Source organism: Shimia isoporae, assembly GCF_004346865.1.
Taxonomy (GTDB): domain Bacteria; phylum Pseudomonadota; class Alphaproteobacteria; order Rhodobacterales; family Rhodobacteraceae; genus Shimia; species Shimia isoporae.
On sequence record NZ_SMGR01000001.1, the window covers coordinates 935,911 to 959,238 of the forward strand.

24 protein-coding genes are annotated in these 23,328 nt (G+C 56.6%); 14 read left to right on the forward strand and 10 right to left on the reverse strand.

The window, feature by feature from the left end; translation table 11 throughout:
- The first annotated feature begins 41 nt into the window (after nt 1-41).
- Genes BXY66_RS04590 through BXY66_RS04600 form a run of 3 tightly spaced genes read left to right on the forward strand, consistent with a single transcriptional unit; the run spans nt 42 to nt 2,144 of the window.
- Nucleotides 42-719, forward strand: coding sequence for a molecular chaperone DjiA (locus BXY66_RS04590; RefSeq protein ID WP_132858987.1), 678 nt, complete (start codon nt 42-44; stop codon nt 717-719).
- A complete protein-coding gene (locus BXY66_RS04595; RefSeq protein ID WP_132858988.1) occupies nt 719-1,732 on the forward strand; it encodes an endonuclease/exonuclease/phosphatase family protein in 1,014 nt (337 codons plus the stop codon). The genes BXY66_RS04590 and BXY66_RS04595 overlap by 1 nt, the downstream gene beginning before the upstream one ends.
- A 31-nt stretch (nt 1,733-1,763) precedes the next feature.
- A complete protein-coding gene (locus BXY66_RS04600; RefSeq protein WP_132858989.1) occupies nt 1,764-2,144 on the forward strand; it encodes a hypothetical protein in 381 nt (126 codons plus the stop codon).
- A gap of 31 nt (nt 2,145-2,175) precedes the next feature.
- On the opposite strand, the gene BXY66_RS04605 is transcribed toward BXY66_RS04600, so the two are convergent.
- The 5 genes from BXY66_RS04605 to BXY66_RS04625 form a co-directional block, all read right to left on the reverse strand.
- Nucleotides 2,176-3,726 carry a Ppx/GppA family phosphatase gene (locus BXY66_RS04605; RefSeq protein WP_132858990.1) on the reverse strand — a complete coding sequence of 517 codons (1,551 nt, stop codon included), beginning with the start codon at nt 3,724-3,726 and terminating at the stop codon, nt 2,176-2,178.
- Between the two features lie 63 nt (nt 3,727-3,789).
- Nucleotides 3,790-5,964: an RNA degradosome polyphosphate kinase gene (locus BXY66_RS04610; RefSeq protein ID WP_132858991.1), complete on the reverse strand. Its 2,175-nt coding sequence runs from the start codon at nt 5,962-5,964 to the stop codon at nt 3,790-3,792.
- Nucleotides 5,965-6,338: 374 nt separating this feature from the next.
- Nucleotides 6,339-7,004, reverse strand: coding sequence for an HdaA/DnaA family protein (locus BXY66_RS04615; RefSeq protein WP_132858992.1), 666 nt, complete (start codon nt 7,002-7,004; stop codon nt 6,339-6,341).
- A 3-nt stretch (nt 7,005-7,007) separates the two neighbouring features.
- Nucleotides 7,008-8,096 (reverse strand): AI-2E family transporter, encoded by a 1,089-nt coding sequence (locus BXY66_RS04620; RefSeq protein WP_132858993.1) that lies wholly within the window; start codon nt 8,094-8,096, stop codon nt 7,008-7,010.
- 81 nt (nt 8,097-8,177) lie between these two features.
- Complete coding sequence (locus tag BXY66_RS04625) at nt 8,178-9,914, reverse strand: GAF domain-containing hybrid sensor histidine kinase/response regulator (RefSeq protein WP_132858994.1); 1,737 nt, start codon at nt 9,912-9,914, stop codon at nt 8,178-8,180.
- Nucleotides 9,915-10,210: 296 nt separating this feature from the next.
- On the opposite strand from BXY66_RS04625, the gene proS reads away from it, so the two are divergent.
- Nucleotides 10,211-11,563, forward strand: a complete 1,353-nt coding sequence (proS, locus tag BXY66_RS04630; RefSeq protein ID WP_132858995.1) for a proline--tRNA ligase — start codon at nt 10,211-10,213, stop codon at nt 11,561-11,563.
- 157 nt (nt 11,564-11,720) lie between these two features.
- Complete coding sequence (locus BXY66_RS04635; RefSeq protein ID WP_132858996.1) at nt 11,721-11,984, forward strand: hypothetical protein; 264 nt, start codon at nt 11,721-11,723, stop codon at nt 11,982-11,984.
- A gap of 52 nt (nt 11,985-12,036) precedes the next feature.
- Here BXY66_RS04635 and BXY66_RS04640 read toward each other — a convergent pair whose 3' ends face one another.
- Nucleotides 12,037-12,438 (reverse strand): hypothetical protein, encoded by a 402-nt coding sequence (locus tag BXY66_RS04640; protein WP_132858997.1) that lies wholly within the window; start codon nt 12,436-12,438, stop codon nt 12,037-12,039.
- A 77-nt stretch (nt 12,439-12,515) separates the two neighbouring features.
- On the opposite strand from BXY66_RS04640, the gene BXY66_RS04645 reads away from it, so the two are divergent.
- On the forward strand, nt 12,516-12,872 hold the full coding sequence (locus BXY66_RS04645) for a MerR family transcriptional regulator (RefSeq protein WP_132858998.1): 357 nt from the start codon (nt 12,516-12,518) through the stop codon (nt 12,870-12,872).
- Here the strand turns inward: BXY66_RS04645 and BXY66_RS04650 are convergent.
- Nucleotides 12,869-13,846 (reverse strand): alcohol dehydrogenase catalytic domain-containing protein, encoded by a 978-nt coding sequence (locus tag BXY66_RS04650; RefSeq protein ID WP_132858999.1) that lies wholly within the window; start codon nt 13,844-13,846, stop codon nt 12,869-12,871. The two genes, BXY66_RS04645 and BXY66_RS04650, sit on opposite strands and share 4 nt — an antisense overlap.
- A 162-nt stretch (nt 13,847-14,008) precedes the next feature.
- Between BXY66_RS04650 and BXY66_RS04655 the strand changes: the two genes are divergently transcribed.
- The 3 genes from BXY66_RS04655 to BXY66_RS04665 are packed head-to-tail and all read left to right on the forward strand — an operon-like array spanning nt 14,009 to nt 17,053.
- Entirely contained in the window at nt 14,009-15,298 is a 1,290-nt protein-coding gene (locus tag BXY66_RS04655) for a lipoprotein-releasing ABC transporter permease subunit (RefSeq protein WP_132859000.1), read from the forward strand.
- Complete coding sequence (locus BXY66_RS04660; protein WP_132859001.1) at nt 15,291-15,974, forward strand: ABC transporter ATP-binding protein; 684 nt, start codon at nt 15,291-15,293, stop codon at nt 15,972-15,974. The genes BXY66_RS04655 and BXY66_RS04660 overlap by 8 nt, the downstream gene beginning before the upstream one ends.
- A gap of 59 nt (nt 15,975-16,033) precedes the next feature.
- The gene (locus BXY66_RS04665) at nt 16,034-17,053 is read left to right on the forward strand and encodes a glutathione S-transferase C-terminal domain-containing protein (RefSeq protein WP_132859002.1); all 1,020 of its coding nucleotides are present in this window, start codon (nt 16,034-16,036) and stop codon (nt 17,051-17,053) included.
- Here BXY66_RS04665 and BXY66_RS04670 read toward each other — a convergent pair.
- The 3 genes from BXY66_RS04670 to BXY66_RS04680 form a co-directional block, all read right to left on the reverse strand.
- Nucleotides 17,041-17,451, reverse strand: a complete 411-nt coding sequence (locus tag BXY66_RS04670; protein WP_132859003.1) for a PaaI family thioesterase — start codon at nt 17,449-17,451, stop codon at nt 17,041-17,043. The genes BXY66_RS04665 and BXY66_RS04670 overlap by 13 nt on opposite strands.
- A 206-nt stretch (nt 17,452-17,657) precedes the next feature.
- Nucleotides 17,658-17,864, reverse strand: coding sequence for a cold-shock protein (locus BXY66_RS04675; protein WP_132859004.1), 207 nt, complete (start codon nt 17,862-17,864; stop codon nt 17,658-17,660).
- A gap of 218 nt (nt 17,865-18,082) precedes the next feature.
- Nucleotides 18,083-18,745 carry a DNA-3-methyladenine glycosylase I gene (locus tag BXY66_RS04680; RefSeq protein WP_132859005.1) on the reverse strand — a complete coding sequence of 221 codons (663 nt, stop codon included), beginning with the start codon at nt 18,743-18,745 and terminating at the stop codon, nt 18,083-18,085.
- 371 nt (nt 18,746-19,116) lie between these two features.
- Between BXY66_RS04680 and BXY66_RS04685 the strand changes: the two genes are divergently transcribed.
- The 5 genes from BXY66_RS04685 to BXY66_RS04705 all read left to right on the forward strand — a co-directional run bounded on the left by BXY66_RS04685 (nt 19,117) and on the right by BXY66_RS04705 (nt 23,328).
- Nucleotides 19,117-19,749, forward strand: a complete 633-nt coding sequence (locus tag BXY66_RS04685; protein ID WP_132859006.1) for an ATP-dependent Clp protease proteolytic subunit — start codon at nt 19,117-19,119, stop codon at nt 19,747-19,749.
- Between the two features lie 135 nt (nt 19,750-19,884).
- Nucleotides 19,885-21,150, forward strand: a complete 1,266-nt coding sequence (gene clpX, locus BXY66_RS04690) for an ATP-dependent Clp protease ATP-binding subunit ClpX (protein ID WP_132859007.1) — start codon at nt 19,885-19,887, stop codon at nt 21,148-21,150.
- A 178-nt stretch (nt 21,151-21,328) separates the two neighbouring features.
- Complete coding sequence (locus tag BXY66_RS04695; protein WP_132860339.1) at nt 21,329-21,712, forward strand: RidA family protein; 384 nt, start codon at nt 21,329-21,331, stop codon at nt 21,710-21,712.
- A gap of 31 nt (nt 21,713-21,743) precedes the next feature.
- Nucleotides 21,744-22,619: a DMT family transporter gene (locus tag BXY66_RS04700; protein WP_243694289.1), complete on the forward strand. Its 876-nt coding sequence runs from the start codon at nt 21,744-21,746 to the stop codon at nt 22,617-22,619.
- 322 nt (nt 22,620-22,941) lie between these two features.
- Complete coding sequence (locus BXY66_RS04705) at nt 22,942-23,328, forward strand: NADH:ubiquinone oxidoreductase subunit NDUFA12 (RefSeq protein ID WP_132860341.1); 387 nt, start codon at nt 22,942-22,944, stop codon at nt 23,326-23,328.

The following is a 23,328-nucleotide window of genomic DNA, read 5'->3' on the forward strand; positions in this document are numbered from 1 at the left end:
GCCACAATTGATTCTGCGCCTGCAAAAGTTAAGGTGGTTCCATGTCGATCTGGACCCGAATTTCCCAAGCATTGGCGGCCCTTAGTCAAGGAGAGCCGCTGTCTACCGTTTTTGAACATCTGCGCGCGCCGCCCGAGCGATCGGTGGCGTTTACGATTGCCGTAATCGCGCTTGGAGCGAAAATGGCCAAAGCGGATGGGTTGGTTACACGAGATGAGGTTACGGCCTTTCGCGAAGTGTTCCAAATTGCGCCCGAAGACGAAGCGAATGCCGCCAGGGTTTTTAACATGGCGCGGCAGGACGTGGCAGGTTTCGAGGAGTATGCGTCGCGTATTTCCGGGTTGTTTGGCGCCAATAAAACAGCGCCGGATGACCTTATGGAGGGGCTTTTTCATATCGCGGTGGCGGACGGCGAGTACCATCCGAATGAGGATGCATTCTTATTACGGGTGGCGGAAATTCTCGGCGTTGAGGAACGCAGTTTCGTTGCAATGCGAGCGCGTTTTGTACCTGATGCGGAAGCGGACCCCTACACGGTGCTGGGTGTGACCCCAGACATGGACAAAGCTGATATCCGCAAGGCGTGGCGTAAGCTGGTAAGGGAAACACACCCGGATGCGATGATTGCAAGGGGTGTGCCGGAAGAGGCGATCAAGCTGGCCGAAAAGCGGATGATTGATGTGAACCGCGCCTGGGAACAGATCAACGAGGCCGCCTGATGCGGATCGCCGCATATAACGTGGAATGGTTTTCTTCGCTTTTTGACGATGACAACAAGCTGGTCATGGATGACGGATGGTCAAGCCGTCGTGGCGTAACGCGGGCCCAGCAGGCTGAAGCGCTGGGGGTGGTCTTTACGGCACTGGATGCGGATGCCGTGATGGTGATCGAAGCACCGGATCAGGGGCGGGTGCGCCGGACGGTTGAGGCGCTAGAGCATTTTGCACAAGTTTTCGGGTTGCGGGCGCGGGAAGCCGTAATGGGGTTTTCCAATGATACGCAGCAAGAGATTGCGTTGATGTATGATCCGGATGTTCTTGAGGCGCGGCATGACCCTGTGGGGCACAACACGACAACTGAAGCGCCAAGGTTTGACGGCGTGTTCAGCATTGATCTGGACGTGGATGCAACCAAGGATCAGGTGGTTTTTTCAAAACCGCCTCTGGAGCTGGCTTTGCAGACAAAGTCGGGGCGTCACTTGAGGATGATTGGTGCGCACCTGAAATCCAAGGCGCCCCATGGCGCGAAGACGCGGGACGAGGTCATGCGGGTGTCGATTGCCAACCGGCGCAAGCAGTTGGCGCAGGCAATCTGGTTACGACGGCGGATCGAGCGACACCTGTCAAAGGGTGAGGACCTGATTGTTTTGGGCGACTTGAACGATGGTCCCGGACTAGATGAATACGAAGACCTATTCGGCCGTTCATCCGTAGAGATCGTCATGGGCACTGGCAACGAGCCGCGTTTGTATGATCCGCATGCGCAAATGGCGCTGCGCCAAAAAATCGGGGCGCAGCCCTCGTCGGCGAGGTTCTTTATCTCGGATGAAAACCGCTATTTGCAGGCCCTTCTGGACTATGTGTTCATTTCAGAGGGACTGAGGTCGGCCAATCCGAAATGGCGGATATGGCATCCGTTTGAGGATCACGGATGTTACGCAGTGTCAGAATTACGCGAGGCCTTGTTGCTTGCCAGTGACCATTTTCCTGTGGTTCTGGATATCGATATTTGACCTGATCAGGGCGGGGGCCCATATCGGTGCTATGAGACATGTTTTGATTTTGTGTGCCGCGCTGGCGGCAGGCCCTGTGTGGGCTGAAGAGGCGACACCGACAGAGGAGCCGGATACGGGCACGAGCTTGATGGAAGAAGGTGCGCGCCTGTTTTTCAAAGGCCTACAAGAAGAAATGGCCCCGGCGTTGGAAGGCATGCGCGGTCTGGCTGAACAAGTCGGCCCCAAAATGCAGGAGTTCATGCTTGAGATGGGGCCTGCAATGGCTGAGATCGTCAACAAGGTTGAGGACTGGAGCAGTTACCACGCGCCAGAGGTGCTGCCCAACGGTGACATAATTCTGCGCAAGAAGACCCCTGAAGAGATGGTAGATCCGGAGGTGGAGACCGGCGAAGGCGCCATAGATCTTTGAGGCTTAACAATCAGCGTGCTCCGGCGCGTGGCTACGTCCCGATCTTGATCACGGGCTCCGCGTCGAGTGCGCGGCAAAGGGAATGAAAACGGGCTTCGGCGACTTCGCCAAAAAGTGCGCCCGTTGCGGGAGGCAAGCTCAGGTGTAGCTCTCGTTTCTTGGGGCGCCAGCGCAGAGAGCCCATGTCCTCGCGGTTTTGCATCCAGAGCATAGCGCCGAAACGCATCGCCTTTCCAAGGACTTCAGCTTCTTTTTTTGCTTTGTCGTCAATGAGTTCGTAGATGTCCTCAAAACGTGTGCCTTCACGGCGATTGCGGTAGCGATAGAGCAAGGCGAGACCGATGTAGACACGTTCAGAGTGCTTCAAACCGCCAAGGTTGGCTTGCGTGATCGCGTCGAAACAGGTTTCAGCGCGATAGTCCGGGTGGGCTCTCCAGCTCACGTCATGCAGCAGTGAAGCAGCTCTGAGCAGGCGTTGGCGCTCGTAGCTTTTGGCGTGCGGAAAGAGCGGCAGAATGAATTTGTACAGCGAGCGGCCAAATCCCGGCATGCGTGCGTCCTTAGCTTCCTGAAAGCGGCAAGCCTCGATTAACGGATCGCGTTCCCGCACATGGTCAGGCATTTGCTCATAGAGCATGCCTTCGCGTATGCCGTAGGAACTTATGGCGACATCACGCGGCTTGAAGCGGCGCAAGACCCCTTTAAGCACTTCGATGGCGAGTGGCACGAGGTCCATCCGGGACGCGGATATACCGCACTCCTGGCGCAGTTCGTTCAGATCGCTGTTTGCTATGTACTTTGCCGTCTTTTGAACCGCAGAAGTGGACATGCGGTACTCGTGCAGGACATGCAGCGGATAGCCGCGTCGGTGCATGTCGACACGGGCAATGGCACGCCACGAACCGCCGACAAGAAACAGGCGGTTTTTTTGTTTGCCCATTTCGGCGTGCAGTTTGTCCAATGTTTCGTTGATGTAAGCCTTCCGGCCTTTTTTGCCGCCTTTGACATCGCGCAGCTTGAGCGGGCCGAGGGACGATGTGACGCGGCGGCCGACTTTTCCGTCCTCAATTTCGGCAAGTTCCATAGAAGACCCACCAATGTCGCAGACGAGTCCATAGGCACCGGGCCAGCCGAGCAGAACGCCTTGTGCCGAAAGGCGCGCCTCCTCCTGACCGTCAATGACGTGGATGTGGACACCAGTTTCGCGGCGGACTTCTTCGCAGAAGTCGGGTCCGTCTTCGGCTTCGCGCACGGCAGCTGTGGCGACTGCGGTAAGCCCGTAAAGCCGCATTCCGTCAGCCAGACGCTGGAAGCGGGCAATGGCTGCAAGCGCGCGCTTGCGACCCTCGGGGTTCAGCTTGCCGGACTGAGCCAAACCCGCGCCAAGGGCGCACATGATCTTTTCATTGTAGAAATAGGCCGGACTGCGGGCAGCCCCATCAAAAACGACTAGGCGGACGGAGTTCGATCCGACATCCACGACACCTACACGCGACAACGCGCGGGCCTCTGGGTCCTCGAAAATCGGGAGGTCAAACAACCCGCTTTCCTGTGCGATTGGGTCGGTGAGGTCGGTCGTCATAGTCATCCCCAAAAGACGTCCCCAAGGCGGGGTGCCTCAATGTGAGGCACCGCGGCTTTTGGGTCAATCTTCGGTGTGAGTCAATTTGGGAACATCTGATGCGCCGGCAGAGCCCCGGCCCGACAGAGAGGGGTTTTCCATGAAGAACCTATGGCAGTTGAAGGCAAAGGCCCCTTCAGGGACCGGCAGCCGGTCAAAGGTGCCATCGGGTTTCATCACCCAGCTTTGCGCAACGTCCGCAAGGTTTGCCGCCATGACCTGCGATACGATCTGTGCCTTGACGGTGTTATTCCGGACCTCGACCAGTGTTTCAATGCGACGGTTTAGGTTGCGACCCATCCAGTCGGCTGAGGAAATAAAGACGCGGGATTTCTTGGATGGCAGCCCGCCACCGTTGCCGAAACAGACAATGCGAGAATGCTCCAGAAAGCGGCCGACGATGGATTTTACGCGGATGTTCTCAGACAGGCCCTTGATGCCCGGGCGGAGGCCGCAGATGCCTCGGATCACAAGGCTGATTTTCACGCCGGCCTGACTGGCGCGATAGAGCGCGTCGATGACTTCGGGCTCGATCAGCGAGTTCATCTTGGCCCAGATTTCCGCTGGTTTGCCGGCCTTGGCGTGTTCGATTTCGCCGTCGATCCGTTCTATCAGCGTCGATTTCAGGGAATGCGGCGAAATCGCAAGGTTCACGAGCGTTTCCGGCTTCACGTAGCCTGAGAGGTAGTTGAAAACCTTAGTGGCGTCGCGACCGAGATCCGCGTCACAGGTGAAGAAACTGAGATCGGTGTAAATCTTGGCGGTGATAGGGTGGTAGTTGCCCGTGCCGTAATGTGTGTAAGTCACAAGCTGTTCGCCTTCGCGGCGCACCACCGTCGAAATTTTTGCGTGGGTTTTCCAGTCGGTAAACCCGTAGACCACATGCGCCCCCGCTCGTTCGAGGCGCCGCGATTGGCGAATGTTGGCGGCCTCGTCAAATCGGGCTTTGAGTTCCACGAGTGCAGTCACGGATTTGCCGTCTTCGGCGGCTTCGCAAAGCGCTTCCACGATCGGTGATTTCTTGGAGGTACGATAAAGCGTCTGCTTGATCGCCACTACGTTGGGATCGCGTGCGGCTTGTTGTAGGAAGCGCACGACCATGTCGAAGGTTTCGTAGGGATGGTGCAGCAACATGTCTTTTTGACGGATGGCTGCAAACATGTCGCCGTCGAAGTCTTGCACGCGTTCCGGAACACGGGGTGCGAAGGTTGGCCAAAGCAAGTCATGCCGCTCGTCCAGAACCAGTTCCGACAAATCCGCGAGGCCAATCATGCCATCGATTTCGACCACTTCGTCTTCGGTAACCTCAAGCTCTTCCATGATAAGGCTACGCAATGCAGTCGGCGCATCGGTGGAGATCTTCATGCGCACAACTTCGCCGCGGCGGCGCCGTTTGAGCGCAACTTCAAACTCGCGCACGAGGTCTTCGGCCTCGTCCTCTACTTCGAGGTCGCTGTCGCGCAGCACCCGAAACGCACAATGACCTTTTTCCTTGTAGCCAGGGAACAGGCTGTCCAGATGCAGAAGAAGCAGCTCCTCGAGAGGCAGTGCGCGATACGAGCCATCTTCCGAGGGTAAAAACACGAAGCGGTCGATCTGATGCGGGATCGGGAGCAGGGCGAGCAGGGCGCGTTTGGATTTGGTGCGTTCCAGTTGCAGCGCAAGGGAGTAGCCAAGGTTCGGAATGAACGGGAAAGGGTGTGCGGGGTCGATCGCGAGCGGCGAAAGAACAGGAAATACGCGGTTCAGGAAGACATCAGCAAGGAAGGCGCGATCCTCTTCGGAGAGCGCGTGGCGGTCCAGAATGTGGATGTTGGCCTCTTCGAGTTCGCCACGCAGCACGTTGAACATGCGTTGCTGTTCCTGAAGCAGGTTTCGGGCATCATCGTTGATCAGGACAAGTTGCTCAGCAGGTGTAAGGCCGTCTTGAGCTGGGGTCATATTACCTTCGCGGGCGAGTTCGCGCAGACCCGCAACCCGGACGGTGTAGAATTCGTCAAGGTTGGTTGCGGAGATGGACAAGAACCGCAACCGTTCCAGCAGAGGAACACGCGTGTTTTCGGCTTCTTCCAGAACCCGCCAGTTAAAGCCTAGCCACGAGAGTTCGCGATTATAGAAGCGATCGGGGCCGGTGAGGTCCAGATGCGGCATCTCTTTGGGGGTAGGGAAGTCGGATTTCAAAAAGTCAGCTTGGGTCATATCGGTCTCATGCCATTGGCAGGTAACGAGAAGATGACTTTAGGGCGCTTTGGCAGGAGGGTCCAGAGAACGGGGTGTCGCGGGGAGGCGGACGAGCTGCGGTTGGCGAAATTCTGCGCGGTTGCCCGATGCGATAGCACCAAAATTTCTGAAGATGAGGACGGGTGCCAACTCGGACAGCAAGCCGCGCGTGAAAGCTCTATGTTCCCCGATGAGAAGCGGATTTCGTTGGACGGGTTTTCGAGGGTTGAATAACGAATCTGATAGTCATTTTGACGAGGCTGACCAAAGACCCACGCCGCTTTTCGGACTCCTACTGCCGGAGGCAATGACCATTCATAAACACCCCAAAAGGTCCTTGGGTTGTTTTGGGATTATGGTTCGAGAACCCTTTTCGCGAGAACTTTGGTTATCGGTCGTTTTTCGCTGAGGCTGAGTGAGTCCAGCTCTTGTACGACACGGGCGACATCGGCAAACGACCGCTCCATGTGCTTGACCAGATAGCTCAAGGTGTCCGGGTTGGGCATGAGTTGGCGATCCCCGAATTGTTTCGCCATCACTGCCATCAGCAACATGTCGTCGGGGTCTTCCATTACGGCAACTGTTGCGCCTTGCATGCGGCTAAGCAGGTCGGGCAGGTCAAGGCCCCATTGTGGTGGCGCACCGATGCCTGTCAGAAGCAGTGTATTGCCCTCTGCCAGAGTGAGATTGTGGAGGTGAAAGAGCGCGGTCTGCGCATCGGGAACTCCGGCGATCCGATGAACGTCTTCGACAGCAACGGGATGTTTGGCTAGGTGTGGAACGTTGGCTTCGGTCAGATCGGCGGCAGCGACGACCTGTGCACCGGACATATGAGCCCACACCTGAACGAGATGCGATTTGCCGGAACCTGACGGACCGGAAATTACAAGTTTGCCACCAGACCAGTTAGGCCAACTCTCCACCAGACCGAGGGCCATAGCGTTCGCGGGGCTGACGAAGAAGTCTTCACGCCCCAAGGCTGCCCGGACGGGCAGGTCAAAGTTCAGTTGTTCCGCCATAAATCAGTCGTTTTCGGTCTCTTCCAGCTCTGCTTCGGCGTTGCTGTGGCCGAGGTAGAGTTTGGAGGTGGTGTATTGGGTTGCCACGAAGCGCGCAAGCACGCCAATTGCGGCAGCTACGGGCACTGCAACAAGCATTCCGATGAAACCAAATAGGGCTCCAAAGACCGAGAGCGCCAGCAAAAGCCATACAGGATGAAGGCCGACGGATTTGCCAACGAGTTTGGGGGTGAGCACGTTGCCTTCGACCATTTGGCCGATGGCAAAGATCGCGCCAACAAGCCCGATAGAAATCCAGTCACCCCAAAACTGGAACAAGGCAAGTCCGATGGCGAGAACTCCGCCAATGAGAGCACCTAGGTAGGGTATGAAAGTCACGAGCCCAGCGATGAAGCCTACAACAAGGCCGAATTGCAGACCTACGATCATCAGAGCCACGGCGTAATAGGTGCCGAGGATCAGGCAAACCGTGCCCATGCCGCGCACAAACGAAGCCAGCGTGTTGTCCATTTGTTTTGCCAGCATGCGAACGGTTGGCGCATGGTCGCGCGGCAGCAATGAGTCGACCTCTGCGATCATGCGGTCCCAATCCAGGAGCAAGTAGAAAGCAACGACGGGCACAATCACCAGCAGCATTACAACGTTGAGAAGAGAGGCTGCTGAATGCAACGCGCCCTGAAACAGCTCCGGTCCTTTGGTTTGAAGAAATTCGCCGGCGGATTTTAAAGCGTCATGCACCACGCCTTCAGGTTGCAGTAGGCTAGGGAAACGTGCGTTTACAAAGGCTTGTAGGTCTCTCACGAGTTGAGGAAGTGTTTCGATCAGAGAGGCAGCCTGAGCAACCAGTGTCGGTACCACCGCGAGGATCATGACCACAAAAATCAGAATGCTGCAAACCGTGATGACAGTTGTTGCGAGGGCGCGGGAAAGACCGGCCTCTTCCAGTCGGTCCGCCACTGGGTCCAGGAAATAGGCGATCGCCCCGCCCAGAACGAAAGGCAGCAAAACGTCGCCCAAGGCCCAGAGAATGACCGCAAACAGGACCGTAAAAAGGCCCCAGAACTGCATTTGTTTCTGCGGAGAAAGCGCCATTTGGGCCCCACTGTTGCTCGCGTGTTGGACCAAGTGATCGCTGATAGGGCGAGCGGTTGCAAGCCCTGCTACCGAGAGGAATCAGAACTGGTGCTGCATGGCCAAGGCGACAAGATCGTCGCGACGTAGCGGCTTACCGAGGCAGGCATCAAATCCGGCGTCCAGATATGATGCGATCTGTTCGGGGAAGACGTTGGCCGTCACCGCGACAACGCGACAGGGTTTGGCGAGATTGCTCAGGATGCCGGATTCGCGCAAGGCACGGACAACCTGATCGCCGTTCATGTCTGGCATGTTGATGTCGATCAGCAGCCAGTCAAATCCGCCCTCCGCTGCGCGTTCCATGGTTTCCTTGCCATTTTCGGCCATGACGACCTCGGCCTGTAGGCCGTTCAGCAATTTGCCAAGAACAAGTCGGTTGACGGGGCTGTCGTCAGCGACAAGGACGCGTGCACCAATGAAGACGTCTTCTGGAGAGAAGGTCGGAAGGTCTGGTAGGGGTTCAAACTCATGCACCGGCATTGGAAGCCGCACATCGAAGCGAGTGCCCTTGCCAACTTCTCCGGAAACGGCGATCTGGCCGTCCATGAGTTGCACGAGGTTGCGCACAATCGACAGGCCGAGACCAGTACCGCCTTTGCGACGCGCTACGGTTTTGTCGGCTTGAGTATAGGCGTCAAAGATCGAGTCCATCTGAGCCTGCGTCATACCGCAGCCGCTGTCCTTTACCGTCAAAAGGATGTCGTCCTGACCACCGGTGATCGTCACGCGCACGTCGCCTTCGTCAGTGAATTTAATGGCATTCGAGAGCAGGTTGTTGAGAATTTGGCGCAGGCGGAAGCCGTCTCCAAACCGCATCTCTCCGTCTTCTACATGATCCCAATCACACAGGAGCCTGATGCCTTTGGATTCCGCGGTCACGGAAAAGAGTTTGGTGACTTCGTTGCCCAGTTCGCACAGATCGAACGGGGTCTCGTCAAGCTCGAGTTTGCCAGCGTCGATTTTTGCAATGTCCAACGCGTCATTCAGAATGCGCAGAAGACCTTGGGTGGATTGGTCCACTGTTTGGAGCATGCGGGTGAAGTCGCCATTCGGATCGTCATAGTCTGCCATCGATGCCAGCACATCAACGGAGCCCATAATCCCGTTCAGAGGCGTCCGGATTTCGTGGGCCATGTGAGCAAGAAACTGTTCGCGCGCGTCGGCAGCTTCCTGCGCGCGTTCTTCGGCTTCTTCGGCTGCGTGCAGCGCTTGCTTGAAGGCGAGCTGATCGTCCACGCAATGGGCAAGCTGCTCGAGTGTTTTCAGATCAGCGTCCGTCCATTTCCTTGGGCTGTCTTCCATTACAGCGAGGCTGCCTGCCGGAGTGCCATCTGAAAGATAAACCGGAACGCCAAGATAGGCGGTGACCTCTAGTTCGCAAAGGCTGGAATGGAGTTCCGTATGAATAGCGTCGTTGATGTCGTGGATCATCAAGGGCGCGTTGGTTTCCTGAACATGGCGGCAAGGGCAGTTTTTTAAACCACCTGCCGCTTTGGCCAGAACGTGCGGTGGCAGGCCGGCGGCGCTCTTGATGTCCAGATCAAGGACGCTTTCTGGAGTGATGGACAGTACGGCAAACTTTGCGCCGACAACCTGCCTAGCCAGTGCCGTCAGATTGTCGAAGGCTGCCGCCGTGCCGGCGGCGTCAGCTCGTCCGGAAGGGGGCGTGGATACGTGTTCAATTTCCACCGAAGCGGGTTCTGCCGTGTCCGAATTGGGTTGGGCGTGCATGACCATGTGATACTGCTCTTGGGTGGCGCTGAGCGGCCGTTTCATTTGTGATTCCGAAATACGCCATGCGTTTTCGAGTTGCCGCTAGATGCACTCTTATTTCTTAATCCTGCGTGAAAACGCGGTCTTATGTCGGCGTTTGGAGCCTTCAAGTTCCTGACAATTTAAGGCAATCACAAATCGGATTTTGTTGGTCGTGAACTGTCACGTGGTGCGATGACGGGTTTTGCATCCGGACGCTCAGTATTGTTGGTTGCTTGCCTCGCGCGACCCTTTGGGCTAGCGAGAGGGCAACATGATATTGCGTCTGTGCGACGCAGCCACCTGAGAGAGTTTTGCCGATGCGCCTGAGCCGCTATTTCCTGCCTGTGTTGAAAGAAACGCCTGCCGAGGCACAGATTGTCAGCCACCGTTTGATGTTGCGGGCTGGCATGATCAAGCAGTCCGCAGCGGGGATCTATTCCTGGCTGCCGCTGGGGTTCAAGGTGCTGCGCAAGATCGAAAACATCGTACATGAGGAACAGATCCGCGCCGGTCACATCCCGATGCAAATGCCGACGTTGCAAAGCGCGGACCTTTGGCGCGAAAGCGGCCGTTATGACGCGTATGGCGAGGAAATGCTGCGCATCACCGACCGCCAGGATCGGGAGATGCTCTACACCCCTACGGCGGAGGAGCTGATCACAGATATTTTCCGCTCCAACGTGTCGTCCTACAAAGACCTGCCGCTGACAATGTACCAGATCCAATGGAAATTCCGCGATGAGATCCGTCCGCGTTTCGGCGTTATGCGCGGTCGTGAGTTCTATATGAAGGACGGTTACAATTTCGACCTGACCAAAGAGGATGCGTTGCACGCTTATAACCGTCACCTGGTCAGTTATCTGCGCACGTACGAGCGTATGGGCCTTCAGGCTATTCCGATGCGGGCTGACTCCGGCCCGATTGGCGGCGATGACACTCATGAGTTCCTTGTGTTGGCCGATACCGGTGAGAGCGAAGTCTTCTACGACAGCGCTGTCACTGATCTGACTTTCGGCGACCGTGAGATCGACTACGACAGTGTCGAACAGTGCCAAGGGGTGCTGGAAGAATTCACGTCCAAATATGCGCGGACCGACGAGACGCATGACGAAGCGCTGTTTAATGAGATTCCCGAAGAACGTCGCCGTACCGCGCGTGGGATCGAAGTGGGACAGATCTTCTATTTTGGTACGAAGTATTCCGAGGCGATGGGGGCAACAGTTCAAACCGCCGACGGGCAAAAGGTTCCTGTTCACATGGGAAGCCACGGGATCGGCGTGAGCCGACTGCTGGGAGCGATCATCGAAGCGAGCCATGATGAGAATGGCATCATCTGGCCGGAAGGTGTGACGCCGTTCCATGCGGGTATCGTCAACCTCAAACAAGGTGATGAAGAAGCCGACGCTGCTTGTGAAGCGCTGGAAAAGGCATTGGTCGCCGCCGGTCTTGAACCGCTTTATGATGACCGCAAGGAGCGCGCAGGCGGGAAATTTGCCACCATGGACCTCATTGGTTTGCCTTGGCGCATCACCGTCGGCCCACGTGGTTTGAAGAATGGCGTTGTCGAACTAACGTCTCGTCGGACCGGAGAAAGCGAAGAGTTGGCGCCGGAAGCTGCGGTCGCAAAACTGATCGAAATTTACGCCGATCATCGTGTAATCGGGCTCTGACTTTGGATGCGCCTTTGCGGGCGCGTGGGTCGAATTGAAAACCCCGCCCTTTGCGCGGGGTTTTTTGTTTTAGGGTCCAACAAAATTGAGGCTTGCCTGAACTGGGCAAGGTGACACAGTGTTCTTGCAAAGACTATTTACAGCGCGGAGGTGCGAGATGCGGATATTGACTGGATTAATTGGCGTGATGTGGGCGACGGGGGCGGTGGCGCAGACGTCACAACCTGTTCTTATGACACCTACGGCTCCTTCTGGTCCGGCCTGCTACTATGCTGGCTTGGCGTATTCTCCGGCGTCGGTGGTCACGGTCGACGTACCATTTCGCCGCGAGAGCCCGACGGCGACACAAAAGCAGCTGCTGAAATGCGTAAAGCTCGAGGATGGCGAGACGTGGGGTTGGGAGCCACACACGATGGAATAGTCGGCCTCGGAGGTCGAAAAAGAACCCCGGCTTGAGCCGGGGTTTTTTTTGTTCAGTCGGTTTGTTGCTCGCGTATGGGAAGCGATTGCAGAACCGCGAAGGCCAGTTCGATCGCAAGAAATCCCCAAAGTACAGGACTGGCGCCGTTGAGCAGAGCGTTGATCATCCATGCTGAAAATAGCCAGCGGCCGACAGCGTCATAACGTGCAAGTGCCGGATCGTTTTTGCGCAGTCGCAGAACCGACCAGACCAGAACCACAGTTCCAAAGAAGTTGGCAAAGAGCGTTGCATAGGCGTTGAGATCCGGAAGTGGCGCGAGGCCAAAAGCTGAGTGCGCGCCGCCAAGGGCGCTCCAGAATAGAGCGAGCGTGATCGGCGTGGCGTAGGGCCATGTCACGACAAGATCGTAGTAGGCCGAAAACCAGTAGATTTTCTGAAAGGTTGTCGGGGTCATGGGTGCATCCTTTGCGTTGTTTTGGATGCCACGATGTGTAAACCTTGGAGTTAGGTCCAAGGTCAAGGAAGGAAATCATGCGCATTGGTGTTTTGGCGGCAAAGACCGGCGTTAGCCGGGATGCGTTGCGGTTCTATGAGCGTGAAGGTTTGATTTCTGCAGACAGGCATCAGAATGGTTACAGGGATTATCCGGACGGCGTCGTTGTTCTGGTCGGGTTGATCCGTCAGGCGCAGGCACTCGGATTTTCGCTGGCCGAAATTGGCGCTTTGTTAAAAGGGCTGGGAAGCGGGCTGTCGCAAACGGAGATCGAAGCGATCTTGCGCGAAAAGCTGGCAGAAATTGACGCGCGCATGAAGACGCTGGGCGAACTGCGTGCGGTAGTGGAGACGCGGTTGGCGGAGGCCTGTCCGCTTGGGGTGGGGAACCTCTAAGGCTCCAACACGAATTTCGCGGACGGACGACCGGTGCGTATTTCAGATAAACGTGCCGGCATGTCCTCGAAGGCGACGGTCCGGAACGACGGCACTGTAAGGTCTCCGCGCGTGAATGCCGCGTTGAAGTCATGACCTGCGCGCAAGAGCGTCATCTCGCCTTGAGGGCCATTGCGGTGGCCGGAACCGAGGGACAACTGGTGAAAGCTCAGGCCTTGCATGAACGGCTCCGGGTAAGAGGACGGGCGAACTTCATCCACGAGTGCAAGCATTTCGCCTTCGTAGCCAAGGCACTGAGCCGCGAGGATATCTCCCCCCATGCCAACTGTATCAAATGCCCGAGCGACGCCGTCGGGGCAAATGGCGCGTACGGCTTCGGGAATGTTTGGCGTTGTGCGGTAGTTTATTGTGTGGGTCGCGCCGGATGCTCGCGCGGCAGAATCTGTGTTTTCCGAACAGGTTGCGATGATTGGATGTGCACCAACCATGCGCGCAATTTGAATCGCGAAAAGGCCGACGGCACCCGCGCCATTGATAAAAATGGGCATGTCTTTGGCGACGCGCAGCTTATCTAGCATGGCACGCCAGGCAGTCCATCCCGTACAAGGTGTTGCCGCGGCAGTTGCCGAAGGCAAATCCGGATGCGCAACCAGCGTTGCAGCCTTGTGGGTGGCAAACTCGGCAAAACCGCCATTCGGGCGAAACATGTTGCCGTGGTAAAGAACGCGGTCTCCGACTCGCCATTCGGTGACGCCTGCGCCGACGGCATCGATCGTGCCAGAAACATCGAGCCCGCCAACCCAAGTGTCGGACATATCCACGGCAGCGTCTTTCCATAGGTCAATCTTGGCATCCACGGGATTAAGACCGCAGGCAGCGACTTTGACACGTACTTCGCCGTCAGACACGGCGGGAACAGGGAGATCGCGAAGGGAAAAGCGGTCGCTGGAAGGATCAAATGCGATGGCGCGCATGCTGGGCCTCGTAAATCTATAACTCAAATCACCCGTTTTATTTAGCACTGCAAGATCGCGAAACCCAAGAACAACCAACGGTCGACCGCCGCACCTCAGGGAGGTAATTGGCCTTTTGATCCGGTGGGTGTATATCGGTGCAAACAAAAGGCCGGAGCAGACATGGCAGGCACGACAGCGCCGTTTTCACGTTTTGAATGGATGATCGCCTGGCGGTATTTGCGTGCGCGCAAAGCTGAAGGCGGGGTCAGCACAATGACCTGGATCAGCCTGATTGGCATCACTCTTGCGGTGTTTGCATTGATCGCGACCTTGGCTGTCAGGGCCGGGTTTCGGGCAGAGTTTGTTGACACCATTCTGGGCGCAAATGCCCATGTGACGGTGTATCAGACCGGCGAAGTGAGCGAAGCGACGGGACGGATAGATCGCTCGATTTCCGAATATGAAGCGATGGCTGAGCGGTTGCGTAATGTCGAAGGAGTTACGCGGGCCGCGCCTTTGGTGAAGGGGCAGGTCATGGCGAACCTGCGCCAGAGAAATGCGGGTGTTGAGGTCTTTGGCATTCGGGCAGAGAACCTTGCGGAGTTGCCAAGGATTGCCGATCCGGAGACCAGTGACGGCGATATCGCACGATTCGAAGAGGGGATTGCGATTGGCAGTGGCGTGGCGAGAGAATTGGGCGTCATGGTCGGGGACAAAATTAAGATCATCTCTCCGAACGGTGTAAAGACGGCTTTTGGAACTTCGCCACGGATCAATGCTTACGAGGTGGTCTATATCTTCAGCGCGGGGCGCTATGACATTGATCGCACACGGGTCTATTTGCCTTTTGCCGAAGCTCAGGCGTTTTTCAACCGCGAAGGGGTTGCTGACGAGATCGAGGTGATGATCACCGCACCGGAAGAGGTGGAGAAGATGCTTGTACCGTTGATGCAGGCGGGTGGCGATCGCGCGCTGGTGTGGACTTGGAAAGATGCATCGGGCGGGTTTCTGCGAGCTCTTGAAGTGGAAGACAACGTGATGTTCATCATTCTGTCGATCCTCGTTCTGATCGCGACAATGAACATTGTGTCGGGATTGATTATGCTTGTGAAAAACAAGGGGCGCGATATCGGAATTTTGCGCACGGTTGGTTTGACCGAAGGTTCGGTGTTGCGCGTATTTTTCATCTGTGGCGCCTTCACCGGCACTCTCGGAACAATACTGGGCGTACTGCTTGGATGCCTGTTTGCGCTCTATATCGATCCGATTTTCTCATTTGTGAATGCAATGATGGGCGGCGGCGTCTGGGACCCAACCATACGCGGGATCTATCATTTGCCGGCCAAGTTGGAGATGGGGGACGTCGTGACAGCCATGACGTTGTCATTAGGGTTGTCATTTGTGGTGACAATTTTCCCAGCGCGCCGTGCGGCGCGGATGAACCCGGTAGAGGCGCTGCGTTATGAGTGATGTCACGTTGCGCCTCAATGGCGTCGAGAAATTTTATAACAAGGGCTTGGCCAACGAAGTGCATGTGCTGCGCGGTGTTGATCTGGCGCTGAATGCGGGCGAGATGGTCGCACTGGTTGCACCTTCCGGCGCAGGTAAATCCACCTTGTTGCACATTGCCGGACTGCTGGACACGCCAGACGCGGGGGAGGTCTCGGTTGGCGGTGACGTGTTGAGCGGCCGGACGGACCGTCGGCGCACAAACGCACGACGTCGCGACATCGGCTTCGTCTATCAATTTCATCATTTGTTGCCTGAATTCAGCGCCTTGGAAAACATAGCCTTGCCGCAGATGGCCAATGGAGTTGCAAAGGCAGCAGCCGAGATCCGTGGCTTGGAGTTGCTTGGCAAAGTCGGGGTCGACCATCGCGCGGGACATCGACCCGCAGCGTTGTCGGGCGGAGAACAGCAGCGGGTGGCCTTTTGTCGGGCTTTGGCAAACGCGCCGCGCGTGATGTTGGCGGACGAGCCCACGGGTAACCTTGATCCCGGGACATCGGATCAGGTGTTTGAGGCGCTAATGGAGCTGGTGCGTGGCACCGGTTTGTCAGCGCTCGTAGCGACACACAATCTTGATCTGGCAGCACGGATGGATCGGGTTGTGCGGCTTGAGGACGGGGTTTTGGTGCAAGGGTGAACAGCGCGTCTGCGTGACCGTAGGATTGCCTTGTAGCCTCTGGCGTGGAAGCCTGAGGCATGACCAATGAATTATCCACTCAGGAAGATCAGTCCGGCGCGGCGAAGCGGCGCGCAAAAGGCGAGTTTGTGCGCGGTGTGAGCGGTTTCCGGCATGCCATCGGTGATCCGGAATTCCCGCCGGAACCGGGACGTTATCATCTTTTCGTTTCCCTGAATTGCCCATGGTGCCATCGCGTTACCTTGGCGCGCTCGGTCCTCGGTTTGCAAAACAGCATTTCCATGGACGTCGCTTTTCCAAACAGGACAGGCGAAGATGATCCGGTAGGGCCAAACCTTTGGGAGTTCAATCCGGACCGGGTGGCGACTTTGACGGGGCAAGGGCTACCGGAATGTACGTGGGAAACCGGTACCGGTGAATGCCTTCGGCTGGCCAAGCAGATATACCAGCGGGAAGGGTCACATGAGCAATCCGTGCCGATCCTTTACGACAAGGTTGCGGGGCGCATTGTGAACAACGAAAGCGCCGAAATATTGAGGATGCTCGATCGGCATGCGGCGGCGCTTGGTGGAAACCAAGCTGAACGAACAAAGCTTTTGCCGGAGTCAATTGAGGCTGAAATCGATGCGCTCAATGAGCGGGTTTATGTTGCGATCAACAACGGAGCCTACAAGGCGGGTTTTTCCTCGGATCAAGCAGTCTATGCCAAGGCTTACGACGCCTATTTCGAAACGCTGGCGTTCCTTGAAGACCTGTTGGCGGACGGACGTCAGTTTCTGACGGGCGCGAAATTCACCGAAGCAGACCTGCGCTTGTTTCCGACCCTCTTCCGGCATGATCCGGTGTATTATGTGAGGATGAAATTGAATGGGGCGCGTATCCTAGATTACCCACATTTGTGGCGGTGGCTGTGCCGCGTTTATGCTATCGAGGGGGTCGCGGAAGCGAGTTCTCTTGTCCATTGCCGGCAAGGGTATTTCGGGCGGTCATGGAACGGGGTGGTGCCACTAGGACCTCTAAAGCCGATGTCTTATCCAGAGGCTTATTTGCATCCCGAACTTTCGGATCAAGGCACGTAGAATGTCGCAGTGGCGGTTGCGACGGCTTTGTCCGAAGGCAGGGCAACCATCGTGGCACGAGCAAAGATCAGGGCCTTGCCTGCGCGGATGATTTCGGCCTCGCAACGAATTGTGTCACCAGTGCCCGGTCGCAGAAACTGTGTGTCCAGATTGGTGGTCGCGACCGGTTTGAAACCGTCCATGTGACCAAAGCAGGCGAAGACCATAGCGGTGTCCGCCATGGCGGCCAGTGCTTGTCCAGAAATGATGCCCCCCATACGGGCGAGGTCTTCGGTAATGGGCATGGTCAGCGTGGCGCCAGCGGTCGAGATATCGGTGATCGTCAAATTCAGAGCTCTAACCCACGGCGCGAAACCCGTGGGTAGAAACGCTTGGGCGTCGGCTGCGGTGAGGGGCATGGAATAGCTCCGGAAATCATTGCGTCAAAATGCCTAAGATGCCGGAACAGCAAGTGACTGTCACCACTTTTGCTGTCCGTTCTCAACGGGTGGTCCCAGTATGGCAGGAGTGTTCGGGTTTTTTCTGCTCTGGCCTGATGCCAGTTTCGCAACAAAAAAAACGCGGCCCAAAGGGACCGCGTTCGAGCAAATCTTTTGAGATCAGCTTATGCCAGGGCGAGATTGGTCGCGGATTCGCGTCCGTCGCGGCCTGCCTCGATGTCGAAAGTGACTTTCTGGTTGTCAGCCAGACCGGTGAGACCGGAGCGCTCAACTGCGGAAATGTGTACGAACACATCTTTGCTGCCGCCGTCGGGTGCGATGAAGCCAAAACCTTTGGTTGAGTTGAACCATTTTACGGTGCCAGTAGCCATTCCGTATTCTCCTATATGTGTCCTGTCCGCGGTATGCGACAGCTCGGCGTGGTCGGTCTGAATCGAAAGACTGAACGCCGTTTAAAGGGAGACAGTGGTCGACAAGAAAAACGTCTGCGAGCGGCACTTAAGCCCGACAACAGGGAGATTCAAGTGCCTTTACGGCTTCTGATTTTAGATTTGGCAACAGATTGTTCCGCAACATATGTTATTTCGCCTCAAAGGCTCGTCGCCAGCACACGGCTGATTTCGGTGAGGGAACGGCCGGATTGGTCCATCCAGATATTGAAGGCTTCCTGAACCTTTTTCATGGCGCTTTTGGAGGTCGGTTGCTTGTCGATTACCCCCTCGGCGATCAGGCGGGCGACCACATCGCGTGACAAGATAAAGCTGTCTTTGCCGAGAAAGCGCAGGCTGTATTGACCCGTGTTGCCGCCGATCCTTGAGCCGCCTTTCTTCATAAATTCCAATAGTCCGACGTAGTCTGTGGAGGGCCAGCCCCCGAGCACCCGACCGGCGCCGCCGTCGTCGCGCAGGGATTGCAGAAAATGGGCGTTGTCCATCACCGTGCGGATCTTTGGCCCATTGCGGACAATGCCCTTGTCGCTCATCAGGCGATCCATGTCCTCGTCATGCATGAAGGCGCAGCGGTCGACGTCAAAGCCGTGAAAGGCGGCTTCGAAACCTTCCCATTTGTTTTCGATAACCTTCCAATTGAAGCCCGCTTGAAACACGCCTTTGGTGAATTGCGCGAGCCAGCGGTCCTCGGGGATTTGGGCGAGGTCTTCGGCGGACTTGGGTTTGTCCAACATGGCTTCGAGCGCGTCGGCACCGCCTTTGCGCTCGGCGGAAATGGCAAAGAGGTCGTCGAAAGTTCGCATAGCTTTTTCCAAGTGGTGCGGTCTCCGGCGAGTATGTTTGCATCGAACCTCAAAAATCCAGTGGAGATGTGGTTTGTATACGATCCACAGTAGGCTCAGAAATGCGACAGTGCCGGTCGAGATCGTTCGTGTGCCGGTCAACGCGGCTCTAAGGCTATGGAAGAAACGCTTCCAATCTGATGCACCAATGCGACAGACAAGTCCGCAACGCACTTCGTGACCTTACGTGCTCTCGCAGGCTTTACCCGTCCTTAACTCAAAAATCATTAGGTGGTCTTGCAGCCCCCAAAGCCCGCTACTAAGACTCTGTGGGAGAGGTTTCGCGTGCGGAACCGCACAGCTGCAACCAAAGCGACAACAGGCAGGCGATTATGAACGATCCGTTTGAGACCTATATGAACACCCTCGTGCCCATGGTGGTGGAACAGACCAGCCGTGGCGAACGCGCCTACGATATTTTCTCGCGCCTGCTGAAAGAGCGCATCATTTTCCTCAACGGTCCGGTGCATGACGGTATGTCCTCGCTGATCGTGGCGCAGCTCTTGCATCTTGAGGCGGAAAACCCGTCCAAAGAGATCAGCATGTATATCAACAGCCCGGGTGGCGTGGTGACTTCTGGTCTGTCGATCTACGACACGATGCAATACATCAAACCGAAGGTGAGCACGCTGGTGATTGGTCAGGCGGCCTCAATGGGCTCCTTGCTGCTGACAGCCGGTGAGGCTGGCATGCGCTTCAGCCTGCCAAACTCCCGCGTGATGGTGCACCAGCCGTCCGGTGGCTATCAGGGTCAGGCAACCGACATCATGATCCACGCGGAAGAGACGCTCAAATTGAAGAAGCGCCTGAACGAGATTTACGTGAAGCACACCGGTCGCACCTATGAGGAGGTGGAAGCTGGTCTTGAGCGCGATAACTTCATGAGCCCGGAAGAAGCCAAGGAGTGGGGTTTGATTGACGAGATTGTCGAGAACCGCGCTAAGGGCGACGACGAAGAAAGTTAAGAATTTGGGAGTGTCCGTAGGGTCGTAAACCTTGACGGACACTTTCGCATTGTACCCGTTTGGCGGCTGACTTAAGCTGACTGAAACGCGGGTTGTCCCAAGGTTGGGACGGGTAGCAGGCCTGAAAGGGAAGACATGTCGAATACGTCCGGCTCTGACAGCAAAAATACGCTTTACTGCAGCTTTTGCGGTAAGAGCCAGCATGAGGTGCGCAAGCTTATTGCGGGCCCGACTGTGTTCATTTGTGATGAATGCGTCGAACTCTGCATGGACATCATCCGCGAGGAGACCAAGGCCAGTGGTCTGAAATCTTCCGAAGGTGTTCCGGCGCCGCGCGAGATTTGCGATGTGCTGGACGACTATGTGATCGGTCAGGCCATGGCGAAGCGGGTTCTTTCTGTTGCTGTGCACAACCACTACAAGCGCTTGAACCACGCCCAGAAGACGGGTGACATTGAGCTAGCAAAGTCCAATATCTTGCTGATCGGTCCGACGGGTTGCGGCAAGACACTTCTCGCTCAGACTCTTGCTCGGATTCTGGATGTTCCTTTCACAATGGCAGACGCCACGACGCTGACTGAAGCGGGCTACGTGGGTGAAGACGTCGAGAATATCATTCTGAAGCTGTTGCAAGCGTCGGAATACAATGTGGAGCGTGCACAGCGTGGCATCGTCTATATCGACGAGGTCGACAAGATCACGCGTAAGTCCGAGAACCCGTCGATCACGCGCGATGTGTCGGGCGAAGGCGTGCAGCAAGCGCTCCTGAAGCTGATGGAAGGCACGGTGGCCTCTGTGCCGCCGCAGGGTGGTCGAAAGCATCCGCAGCAGGAATTCCTGCAGGTGGACACCACCAACATCCTGTTCATCTGCGGCGGGGCCTTTGCCGGATTGGACCGGATTATCGCGCAGCGTGGCAAAGGGTCTGCGATGGGCTTTGGCGCTGACGTGCGGGACAACGACGAGCGTGGCGTTGGTGAAATTTTCCAGGACCTTGAGCCCGAAGACCTGCTGAAGTTTGGTCTCATTCCGGAATTTGTCGGGCGCTTGCCGGTTTTGGCAACGCTGGAAGATCTGGACGAAGACGCTTTGGTCACCATTCTGACGCAGCCGAAAAACGCTTTGGTAAAACAGTACCAGCGTCTGTTCGAGTTGGAAGATGCGCAACTGACCTTTACCGACGACGCCCTGAGCGCAATCGCCAAGCGTGCGATTGAACGCAAGACCGGCGCGCGTGGTTTGCGGTCCATTCTGGAAGACATCCTTCTGGATACAATGTTCGAACTTCCCGGCATGGATAGTGTGACCGAGGTTGTGGTCAACGAAGAGGCCGTCACCAGTTCTGCGGCACCGCTTATGATCCACGGCGAAGGCGAAAAAGAGCCTGCTTCCGCAGGGTGATACAACAGAAATTCTGATGAGAAGGGCGTTCCAATGGGGCGCCCTTTTGGTTTGCGAGCATTGCAGCAGGCGGCGGCAGTCGCACAGGGTAATTGGAGCCGAAATAGCCGGGGGTGGTTGACCTTTTATTGTTGGCGCGAAAGGGTGCGCGCAAAGAATGATTGAGAAGGAATTCGCCATGTCTGTGCGCCACATTTCGACAGGATCCCCGTTTGAAGAAAAGATTGGCTACAGCCGCGCCGTGGTCGCAGATGGTTGGGTTTTTGTATCCGGAACAACAGGTTACGACTATGAGACCATGACGTTGCCAGAAGATGTAGTGGACCAGTGCCGCAACACATTGCAGACAATCGGCAATGCACTGGAAGAGGCAGGCAGCTCGCTCGATGATGTCGTACGGGTGAACTACATTTTGCCTGATGGCAAAGATTTCGAAAAATGCTGGCCGGTCACAAGCGCGGTCTTTGCCAAAGCAAAGCCGGCGGCGACCATGATCATCGCGGACCTCATGGAAGAGGCCATGAAGATTGAGATCGAAGTTACAGCACGCATTTCCGAGTGAGATATTGAGTCGTTCCACATCTCCTGAGCCAATGACACATACGCATGCCAACCTCGTTGGCAGCTTGTGGATGGTCGCGGGCATGGCCTTGTTTGCGATAGAGGATGCGCTCATCAAGGCTGCTGCGCAGGGTCTGCCGATGAGCCAAATTCTGGTGATCTTTGGGGCGGGAGGTGCAACGATTTTTGCCGGGCTCGCGAAGGCGCAAGGGCTGGCTCTGTTTCCTGAAGAAGCGAAGGCACCCGCAGTGCGGGTGCGTGTGTTCTTCGAGGTGTTCGGGCGGCTATTTTATTTTCTCGCTCTGGCGCTGACACCACTGTCGTCCGCGACCGTTATCTTGCAAGCCACGCCTTTGGTGGTCGTGGGGGCTGCGGCGTTGGTGTTTGGCGAAACCGTTGGTTGGCGCCGATGGGTTGCGATCGGCATCGGTCTGGCAGGCGTTGTAGTTATCGTGCGTCCAGGCGGAGACAGCTTCTCCGTGCTGTCGTTGCTGGCCGTGGCCGGGATGTTGGGATTCGCCGGCCGTGATCTGGCCAGTCGGGCAGCACCGGCCGGGTTGAGCACAATTTTGCTGGGACTCTACGGATTCTTGACGGTTATCGCGGCGGGCGGGTTTTACGCAATCTATGAACAACGTGCCTTTGTCTTGCCAGAAGGCAGCAGCGGTCTCGCGCTTGGCGCCGCAATCGTGACGGGGGTCTTTGCCTACACAGCCCTGATGAAGGCGATGCGGACCGGCGAAGTGTCTGCTGTTACGCCGTTCAGATATACGCGTTTGCTTTTTGGCGTGGCGCTTGGCGTGTTGGCGTTCGGAGAAAGCATCGACGGTGCCACGTGGCTTGGGTGTGGTCTGATCGTTTTGTCAGGGCTTTTTATCATGCTGCGCGGCAAGGTTGCGGCGCGCTAGGCCTTTGGCGGATCGCCTGAAACGCTGCGGGTAGAGATTGCCTACACACCGATGCGGGTTGCTGCGGCGAGGCCGCCAACAACCCTGTCGGAATGGGTCATACGTCCGGTTTTACACCGGGCCACGGGCCGTGCCGTAAGCTGTGCGCGCACAAATTCTCGCACGGAAGAGGCCGTCGCTTGCGTCACCTTGAGGCTGCATTTGGATTGCCACAGTTTCGGGGGCACGGATGAGAATTCTCAAGGCGATTTCGATGAAGCTGCGAGACTGGACCTTTGGCAGCAAATGGTCCATTAGAGGGAGGAACTTTGCGGAGGCACTCATGGGCATTCTGAACACCATCAACAGCGTACTGACCTGGTGGAACGGGGGAACCCTGAATACCATGCTTTACACCCGTCGTAAGGGTGTGAAAGTGGGAGAAGACGCCGCGGGGAATGTCTATTATCGCAATGCAGATGACAGCAAGCGATGGGTGATGTTCAACGGTGAGGTCGAAGCGAGTCGAATCGACGCGGACTGGCACGGTTGGCTGCATCACACTTTTAAGGATGTTCCCTCTGAGAAAACCTTGCCACACAAAGAATGGGAAAAGCCGCATCAGGAGAACCTGACAGGGTCGGCGGCTGCCTATGCGCCGGTAGGGTCTATTCGTGCTGCGGGCGCGCCAGAAGACCGGCGTGACTACGAGGCATGGAGCCCCGAGTAA